This is a genomic window from uncultured Candidatus Thioglobus sp. (genome assembly GCF_963981275.1).
In the GTDB taxonomy this organism is placed as follows: Bacteria; Pseudomonadota; Gammaproteobacteria; order PS1; family Pseudothioglobaceae; genus Thioglobus_A.
Genome location: NZ_CAXCCZ010000042.1, coordinates 1 through 8,461 on the forward strand (window position 1 = coordinate 1; position 8,461 = coordinate 8,461).

General features: G+C 39.1%; 11 protein-coding genes and 1 pseudogene. 5 read left to right on the plus strand and 7 right to left on the minus strand.

Features of this window, described 5'->3' with window-relative positions; genetic code table 11:
- Positions 1 to 517, plus strand: a pseudogene (locus ABNR88_RS06460) (bifunctional methylenetetrahydrofolate dehydrogenase/methenyltetrahydrofolate cyclohydrolase); the annotation flags it as partial.
- A 4-nt stretch (positions 518 to 521) separates the two neighbouring features.
- Complete coding sequence (locus ABNR88_RS06465; RefSeq protein ID WP_291927310.1) at positions 522 to 896, plus strand: glutaredoxin domain-containing protein; 375 nt, start codon at positions 522 to 524, stop codon at positions 894 to 896.
- Positions 897 to 902: 6 nt separating this feature from the next.
- Here ABNR88_RS06465 and ABNR88_RS06470 read toward each other — a convergent pair whose 3' ends face one another.
- The 3 genes from ABNR88_RS06470 to purE are packed head-to-tail and all read right to left on the minus strand — an operon-like array spanning position 903 to position 2,811.
- Entirely contained in the window at positions 903 to 1,208 is a 306-nt protein-coding gene (locus ABNR88_RS06470) for a hypothetical protein (protein ID WP_291927312.1), read from the minus strand.
- A gap of 19 nt (positions 1,209 to 1,227) precedes the next feature.
- A complete protein-coding gene (locus ABNR88_RS06475) occupies positions 1,228 to 2,319 on the minus strand; it encodes a 5-(carboxyamino)imidazole ribonucleotide synthase (RefSeq protein WP_291927313.1) in 1,092 nt (363 codons plus the stop codon).
- 3 nt (positions 2,320 to 2,322) lie between these two features.
- The gene (gene purE / locus ABNR88_RS06480) at positions 2,323 to 2,811 is read right to left on the minus strand and encodes a 5-(carboxyamino)imidazole ribonucleotide mutase (RefSeq protein WP_348670200.1); all 489 of its coding nucleotides are present in this window, start codon (positions 2,809 to 2,811) and stop codon (positions 2,323 to 2,325) included.
- 122 nt (positions 2,812 to 2,933) lie between these two features.
- Between purE and ABNR88_RS06485 the strand changes: the two genes are divergently transcribed.
- Positions 2,934 to 3,512: a hypothetical protein gene (locus ABNR88_RS06485; RefSeq protein ID WP_291927318.1), complete on the plus strand. Its 579-nt coding sequence runs from the start codon at positions 2,934 to 2,936 to the stop codon at positions 3,510 to 3,512.
- A gap of 2 nt (positions 3,513 to 3,514) precedes the next feature.
- Here ABNR88_RS06485 and ABNR88_RS06490 read toward each other — a convergent pair whose 3' ends face one another.
- The 3 genes from ABNR88_RS06490 to ABNR88_RS06500 are packed head-to-tail and all read right to left on the minus strand — an operon-like array spanning position 3,515 to position 5,911.
- Entirely contained in the window at positions 3,515 to 4,120 is a 606-nt protein-coding gene (locus tag ABNR88_RS06490) for a DUF2238 domain-containing protein (protein WP_291927321.1), read from the minus strand.
- On the minus strand, positions 4,117 to 4,815 hold the full coding sequence (locus ABNR88_RS06495; protein WP_348670201.1) for an alpha/beta fold hydrolase: 699 nt from the start codon (positions 4,813 to 4,815) through the stop codon (positions 4,117 to 4,119). Before ABNR88_RS06495 ends, ABNR88_RS06490 begins: the two co-directional genes overlap by 4 nt.
- Complete coding sequence (locus ABNR88_RS06500; RefSeq protein WP_348670202.1) at positions 4,802 to 5,911, minus strand: 8-amino-7-oxononanoate synthase; 1,110 nt, start codon at positions 5,909 to 5,911, stop codon at positions 4,802 to 4,804. Before ABNR88_RS06500 ends, ABNR88_RS06495 begins: the two co-directional genes overlap by 14 nt.
- Positions 5,912 to 6,052: 141 nt before the next feature.
- On the opposite strand from ABNR88_RS06500, the gene trpB reads away from it, so the two are divergent.
- Both trpB and ABNR88_RS06510 read left to right on the plus strand, forming a co-directional pair.
- Positions 6,053 to 7,270: a tryptophan synthase subunit beta gene (trpB, locus tag ABNR88_RS06505; protein ID WP_291927327.1), complete on the plus strand. Its 1,218-nt coding sequence runs from the start codon at positions 6,053 to 6,055 to the stop codon at positions 7,268 to 7,270.
- Positions 7,271 to 7,344: 74 nt separating this feature from the next.
- Positions 7,345 to 7,674 carry a DUF6172 family protein gene (locus tag ABNR88_RS06510; protein WP_291927330.1) on the plus strand — a complete coding sequence of 110 codons (330 nt, stop codon included), beginning with the start codon at positions 7,345 to 7,347 and terminating at the stop codon, positions 7,672 to 7,674.
- Here the strand turns inward: ABNR88_RS06510 and ABNR88_RS06515 are convergent.
- Positions 7,666 to 8,445 (minus strand): thiazole synthase, encoded by a 780-nt coding sequence (locus ABNR88_RS06515; RefSeq protein ID WP_291927333.1) that lies wholly within the window; start codon positions 8,443 to 8,445, stop codon positions 7,666 to 7,668. The two genes, ABNR88_RS06510 and ABNR88_RS06515, sit on opposite strands and share 9 nt — an antisense overlap.
- Positions 8,446 to 8,461: the final 16 nt, after the last annotated feature.

An 8,461-nucleotide genomic window follows, 5' to 3' on the forward strand; every position in this document is an offset into this window, starting at 1 on the left:
GACTATTTCTCCTGAAAAGGACGTAGATGGCTTCCATAGTGAAAATATCGGCAAACTCATGCAAAATAAGCCTTATTTACGCCCATGTACGCCCAAAGGGGTGATGACCATGCTGGCAACCACTGGTATTGATTTAGTGGGCAAAGATTGTGTCGTTGTTGGCGCTTCTAATATTGTTGGCAGACCGATGGCAATGGAGCTTTTAAATGCTCGTGCAACGGTCACCATATGTAACAGTAGAACCACCAATCTATCTACTAAGCTTCAACAAGCTGATGTGATTGTGGCTGCTGTTGGTATTCCACAGATGATTCAAGGTGATTGGGTTAAGCCAGGTGCGGTGGTGATCGATGTGGGTATTAATCGATTAGACAGCGGAAAATTAGTGGGTGATGTTGACTTTGATTCGGCCACTGCAAATGCCGCCTGGATGACACCTGTACCAGGTGGCGTTGGCCCTATGACCATTGCAACCTTGTTAGAAAACACACTCACCGCTTACCAAAATAGGAAATAAAATCATGAAATTATTATTAAAAGCCTTTAGAAATGGATTCGGCGCTTTGATTGCGCTGGTTAGTCGATTGATTCCAGTTAAAAAAGTTAAAAGAGATGCACAAGCACAAGCATTGGCTGACGAAAAAGCATCAAAAATTGAATTGTATCAATTTTTCCCTTGCCCATTTTGCATTATGAGTAGAAGAGTTATTAGAGGCTTAAATATTAAAATTGTTACTCGTGATGCACAAACACGAGGTGGTAAATACCGTGAAGAGTTGCTAAAGGAGGCTGGCAAAGTTCAGGTGCCTTGTTTAAAAATTACAGACAACGGCAAGGTTACCTGGATGTTTGAGTCGGCAGATATTAAAACTTATCTTGAAAAAGAGTTTGGCTAATTAAAACTATAGGTTTTTAATGTCAAATTTGACCGGATCGGCCTGAATAATTTTTGGTACAAAAATCAGATTTCCGTATAAAGAATAGCCATTTTTGCTGGCCATATCATTAAGAGGTAGGTTCATTTCCTTGCCTTGATCATTAATTACCAGCATGCCGTTATCAAGTTTGATATGACCAATTGGACCCCCAATAAAAGTTTCCAACTCGTCAGTGCCGAATGATTCATTGTTGTCAATAGGCTTGATGCTAATTGGGTCGCCTGTTGGGTGGTAAAGCATTGATGAAGGCCAATTGTATTGTTCTGACATGGTGTAAATCCTTGTGCTGTTATTTAGGTAAAAAGTCTTTTAATTGCTTGATGCTGTTATCAAGCTCTTCTTGAGAGTTGGCAATAATATTAATATGACCAAGCTTTCTATTTTTACGTTCTGATTTGTCATATAAATGCAGGTGTGCGTTAGCCATTTTTAGAGCAATATCAGTTGGACCCAATTCGCCAATAATATTAATCATGGCGCTGAAGTTGTGAACGGGTGATGTGTCACCAAGCGGCATCCCTGTAATCGCACGAATGTGATTTTCAAACTGAGAAGTATTGGCACCTTCAATACTCCAATGCCCAGAGTTATGTACGCGTGGTGCCATCTCATTCACCACTAAGCCACTGTCCGTTTCAAATAATTCAATGGTTAAAACACCTACGTGATCCATTTCATCGAGCAAGATTTGCATGTAGTGTTCGGCAATTTTTTGCACCTTTGGGTCAATCGCTTGAGCGGGTGCAATGGTTAATCTTAAAATGCCGTCATGATGTGTGTTTTCAACCAAAGGGTAGTATTTGTGGTCATCATCAATGCCGCGCACGGCAATTAATGACAGCTCGCGTTTAAAATTTACAAAACCCTCTAGAATCGACTCAACCCCATTCATACTGTCAAAAGCTTCTTGAAGCTGATCCTCACTACGCATTAAGAATTGTCCTTTGCCATCATAGCCCTCAGTGGCTGTTTTTAAGATGGCTGGGAGCCCAATTTGGCTAACAGCTTGCCTAAGATCATTTAGTGTATTAACCATCTTGTAAGGTGCGCAAGGAATATTTAGCTTATCAAATAAAGCTTTTTCACGACCGCGATGCTGTGTAGTGAATAGAGATTTTTCACCAGGATAAACAGGAATATCTTTGTTTAACTCTCTTACAATTTCAACATCTGTATTTTCGCTTTCGTAAGTAATTACATCAGCAAAAGCAGCTAATGATTCGATATTATCGGCGTTGTTCTCTAGGGCAAACATATGCCCTAATAAAGCAGAAGGCTCATCGTTTGAATGGCCAGAAAACCCAAATTGATGATTTAAAGGATAGCCTGAAATAGCCATCATTCTGCCAAGCTGGCCTGCGCCTAAAATACCTATTTTCATTGGTTAAATTTGCGGGTTTGGATTATCAAGAACATCTTGTGTTTGCTTGGCTCTAAAAGCTACCACCTTGTCTCGAACAGATGTGTCTTCGTTGGCAATAATTTGTGCAGCTAAAATGCCAGCATTTTTTGCACCTGCCTCGCCAATCGCCAAAGTACCAACTGGAATGCCACCTGGCATTTGAGCAATAGAAAGTAAAGAGTCTTGTCCGCTGAGTGCGCGTGATTGCACCGGCACACCGAGTACAGGAACAATGGTTTTAGCTGCCACCATGCCAGGTAGATGTGCAGCGCCACCAGCACCAGCAATAATCACTTTAAGGCCGCGATCAAGTGCACTTGAGGCATAGTCAAACATTAGATCGGGTGTGCGGTGTGCAGAAACTACCTGTACCTCATAAGCCACGCCAAATTCTTCCAACATATCAATTGTATTTTTCATGGTTGGCCAATCTGATTTTGACCCCATAATAACACCAACAACTGCACTCATCGCTTTCTCCAAGGTTTATAACTTTATGGAAATTATACTCAAATAGCATCTATATAGATAGTAATGGGGTTGATATAGTCGGTTAAAATCAAAGTATTATTCATTTTAACTGTTGATTAATTATGCCAAATTCTGCCATTCAAGATCTTATTGATCAATTTAACCAAATTAAGAAAAATTTAGAAACGGATGTTGAATCCAAGCGAAAACAATTTAATTATCAATTTAATAAAAAACGGATTATCTTTGAAAGGGTTTTGCTAAAAGCCCATAAAAAGCTAAAAACAAGGAGTTTGCGCTATTTATTTAATGCTAATCCATTAACTATAATTACCGCACCGCTTATTTATATATTGATCGTGCCACTGCTTTTATTGGATCTATTTGTATCTTTATACCAAGCTATTTGCTTTCCAGTTTACAAAGTTCAAAAGATTAAAAGGAGTGACTATATTGCGATTGATCGACACAAGCTTGGTTATCTCAATACTATTGAAAAAATTGGCTGTATGTATTGTGGCTATGCAAATGGCTTGTTGGGCTATGTGGGTGAAATAGCCTCTATAACAGAACAATATTTTTGCCCTATAAAGCATGCAAGAAAGGTGAAAAACCCACATGATCGATATTGGAATTTTATTGACTATGGTGATGCTGATGGCTACGTATGTCGACTGGATTCACAAAAAAATAGACCATGATCTTAACAATGATCACCTTTAACTTTAGTAAAAAAATATAGGTAAAGCCATGCGCCTATACCAGATAGAAGCACATCTTTTTCTGCATCCCATATGTCGCCTTGTGAGCCAAGAAATGCATTTTCTTGTATATCTTGTTCAAATAAAATTGAATACCACCACTCGATAATTTCATAACATTCGCCAATACCGATAAAGATTATAATTAGCACAAAATACTCAGTTTTCTTATTGGCAAATGTTGCAAATCTAGCAAACACTTCTTTGAATGGTAAGACAATCAAAAAACCAAAAGCAAAGTGTACCAAACGGTCAAAATGATTGCGATTTAGGTCAAATATATCTGCAGCCCAAAATCCAAGTGGCACCTCAGCATAACTATAATGCGCACCAATGGTTTGCAATATACAGAAACTAAAAATTAGATAATAAGAGGTGTTGGTAAAGTGAAACCTTGTATATCCGGTGATTAAAAAATACAAGCAAGTTATCAAAATTATGTTTTCTGCAATCCAAATATCTCTATAAAGTGGGCTTATTGCTAGCGCTAACCAGAATGGAATAAAAACAGTAAATAGCATGGGCGCAATGGATTTAGTAATATTCATAGTGAAAACTCATTATCCAAAAACGGCAGATGACCAGTGTCTAACATTAGAGTTTGGATATTATTGAGTTGATACCAGGTCTGGATTTTTCTTGGTATCAGAGCGTCTTTATTACCCAAAATAACTTTTTTATCAATTTTTAGAGCGAGTAATTGCTTGCTTAAATCAGTGGTGAGTAGTATATCTAAGCCTTGATTGAGTGCCATAGTTGAAGCGGGCAGTGTATCAATGGACTGATTAAGACTTTTAAGTTGTGATTTGTCTTTGGTTTGTAAGCTAACAAAACGCTTCAAGCCTTTGGCAAGGTTAAGCTCTAGTGTATTAGAAAATTGCCTGAAATTATCTGCATCTATGCCATATGTCCAGTTTTTATTTTGGACAAAGTTTGGGCTGGAGGCTATTAATATAAGCCTTGACAGTTGAATTTTGGTGGCAATATTAATGGCCAGTAAGCCACCTAATGACCAACCTAGTAAAATTGGATTTTTTGGCAAAATTTTAATAATTTCATCACACCATTCATCTATTCCGCCTGCGACATCTTTGCTTCTACCGTGTCCGGGTAAGTCAATTTTGGTGATGCGATACTGGTTTTGGTATTTTTCAATTAAAGTGTTAAACAGATCAGCATTAAACCCCCAGCCGTGCAGTAAAACTAAGTCTTTTCCAGTGCCGGTGGTACTAGTGTAAAGCATGCTTAATTTTATTCAGTAGTTGCTCAATTTGAGATTGGGTATGGTCGGCACTTAGTGTGATTCGTAGGCGTGCGGTATTTTTTGGCACAGTGGGTGGGCGAATCGCGCTAACATAAAAACCCTGATTAAATAGGGTTTGGCTAATTTTTAAGGCTTTTTCACTTTCACCAATAATTAGTGGCTGAATGGCTGAGTTGGACGCCTCGATTGGCAATCCTAAAGCAGTTGAAAAATTTCGGAAAAAATCAATATTGGCGCGTAATTTAGCTTTTTGCTCACCTTTTTTAATCAGTTCCAGGCTTTTTAGCGTGGCCACACAAATTGCTGGCGACATTGCTGTTGTGTAGATGTAAGGACGTGATTTTTGGATCAAAAATTCAATAAAATCTTCATTTCCAGCCACAAAAGCCCCCATAGTGCCCGCAGCTTTGCCCAACGTGGCCATATAAATTGAATTTTGTGGAATATTGGGTTTAAATACGCCAAAGCCGTGCGCATCATCTTGCATTAAAATTGCATTGGAAAAATTTGCGATTTTTTGCAAATCATCGATATTTGCACGATCGCCATCCATACTAAACACGGTGTCAGTCACAATCATGCCTGCACCTGTTTGTTTGGCGATTTTTCTCTTTAATGAGGCGATGTCATTATGTAAATAGCGTTGAATGGGTAGACCAATTAGCTGATTTCCATCGATCAATGAAGCGTGATTGAGTTTGTCTTGTAACACCCAATCCAGCTCATCTTTAAGAGCGGAAAAAATGCCCAAATTTGCCGTGTATCCCGTTGAAAATAACAAAGCTCGATCTTGCCCTGTGTAATCAGCTAAAGCCTCTTCTAGGTCATGATGTGCTGATGAATGCCCACTCACCAAATGCGAGGCACCAGATCCAACGCCATACTTATCAACACCTTGCTTTAATGCTTCTTTAACTTGGGCATGATTGGCCAATGACAGATAGTCATTTGAGCAAAAATTAAGTACTGATTTTCCATTAACAATCAGCTGGGTGCCTTGCGCATTTTCAGACACCTTTCTTGAGCGATAAAGGTGGTTTTGTTTTAACTTAGTAAGCTTGGTTGAAAAATCCATGATCATTATTTTAACGATAATTAACAATAGATATTGATAAACGCATCTTTTTTGAGCAGAGTCAATAATTGCTAAATTTGTGTTATGCATACTTTTAATATGGGTATTATTTGACTTTTATTAATTAACTTGAAGGTAGATATGTCTAACTCTTATTTAGATTCGCATCCAGATGAAAACGGTTTTTTTGGAAAATTTGGCGGATCATTTATTCCGCCAATGCTAGAGACGCCTTTTGCTGAAATCACCGAGGCATATAACAATATTAAAAACTCCAAGGAGTTTATTGATGAATTAAGATACGTTCGTAAGCATTTTCAAGGGCGCCCAACACCGGTTTCCTTTGCTAAGAACTTAACAGAACATTGCGGCGGTGCAAAAATTTATCTAAAGCGTGAAGATCTTAATCATACCGGTGCACACAAGCTTAATCATTGTATGGCCGAGGTTATTTTGGCAAAACATTTAGGCAAGAGAAAAGTTATTGCTGAAACTGGCGCAGGCCAGCACGGCGTTGCGCTTGCAACAGCAGCTGCATATTTTGGGCTGGAGTGCGAAATTCACATGGGTGAAGTTGACGTTGAGAAAGAGCACCCTAATGTGGTAAGAATGAAAATTCTTGGTGCCAAAGTGGTGACAGTTACCGAGGGTTTAAAAACTTTAAAAGAGGCTGTAGATTCGGCATTTGGCGCTTACATAGAAGAATATCAAGACTCTATTTATTGTATTGGTTCGGTGGTTGGCCCACATCCATTCCCGATGATGGTGAGGGATTTTCAGTCAGTAGTTGGATTTGAGGCAAAGGATCAATTTGACGAGCATGAGGGGAAATTACCAAATAAGGTGGTCGCTTGTGTAGGTGGCGGCTCAAATGCCATGGGTATATTTGCTGGTTTTATTGACGATAAAGAAGTTGAACTGGTGGGTGTTGAGCCTCTAGGAAGAGGTAGTAAGCTAGGCGATCATGCGGCGAGTCTTACTTATGGTGAAGAGGGTGTTATGCACGGATTTAACTCCATTATGCTTAAAGATAAGAACGGTGATCCAGCACCAGTTTATTCAATTGGTTCGGGTATTGATTATCCTTCAGTTGGCCCAGAGCAGGCTTATTTAAGTCAAACTGGTAGAACATCAGTTGGCCTGTGTGATGATAAAGAAGCGGTTGATGCTTTTTATGCTTTGTCCCAGTTAGAGGGAATTATTCCAGCGTTGGAATCTGCTCATGCAGTTGCTTATGCCATGAAAATAGCTAAAACTATGAACAAAGATGAGACGATTTTGATTAATCTAAGTGGTAGAGGGGATAAGGATATTGACTTTGTAGTTGATAATCATCCAATCCCTAATGCTAAATTTTAAGATTTTTACTTAGCTTTTCTGGTGGCAGTAGTTAATACGTATAATAGGCGCATTAATTATTGACTTTAAATCCCATGAAAAAAACATTCAGCTTCTCACATCCAAAAAAGCAAAGACCTCGCGTGGCAGAAGCCATTAAGTACGAGCTTAAAAAATACATCAAGCGTGAGCGTAATAAGACACTACCTGAAGATGTAGATTTTTGGGATTTTGATTGTCGTTTTGGTGCAAATGAAGCGTCTTGCGATACGATCCATGTTTCAGAAATTAACAAAGTTATTTCTGAAGCAGATACAGAAGGGTTGGAAACTTTTTTCTTAGAAGTGCTCGCCAAGCCAGGTAAAAGAACTAAAAAACCTAAAGAAGAAGTTGAAGAAAAACAGGAAGAAAACTTCTTAGATTAAGTTTTCCATTGGTGATGAAGCAGAAGCAAAGGCTTTCTTCATCATTCTGCCTGCTAGAAAAGATTCACGACCTGCAATCACCGCGTGTTTCATTGCACTAGCCATTAAAGCTGGATCTTGTGCATTGGCAATTGCTGAGTTCATCAGCACGCCATCACAACCAAGCTCCATAGCTTTGGCGGCGTCCGAGGCGCAACCAATACCGGCATCAACCAATACCGGCACACTGGCCTGCTCTTTAATAAGCTTAATGTTTGCTGGGTTGGCAATGCCTTGACCAGAGCCAATTAAAGAGGCAAGTGGCATCACCGCACAGCAGCCAATATTTTCTAATTCTTTAGCAACAATTGGATCGTCACTGGTGTAAACCATTACATCAAATCCATCATCAACCAGGACTTTGGCAGCAGCAAGCGTTTCAACAATATTAGGATAAAGTGTTTTTTCATCACCTAACACCTCAAGTTTAACCAAATTATGACCACCTAAAAGCTCACGAGCAAGCTGACACGTGCGCACAGCATCTTTGGCCGTGTAGCAGCCTGCAGTATTTGGCAAAATTGTGTATTTATCAGGGGTGATAACGTCGAGTAAGTTTGGCTCGTTTTCATCTTGACCGATGTTAGTACGACGAATAGCAACCGTAATAATATCCGCCTCGGCTGCATCAGTTGCGAGTTTTGTTTCAGTCAAATCTTTATATTTTCCTGAACCAACTAATAAGCGAGAGTTATAAGTTTTTCCTGCGATTACTAATGGTGTGTCAGTCATAAATTTGATTATTTAA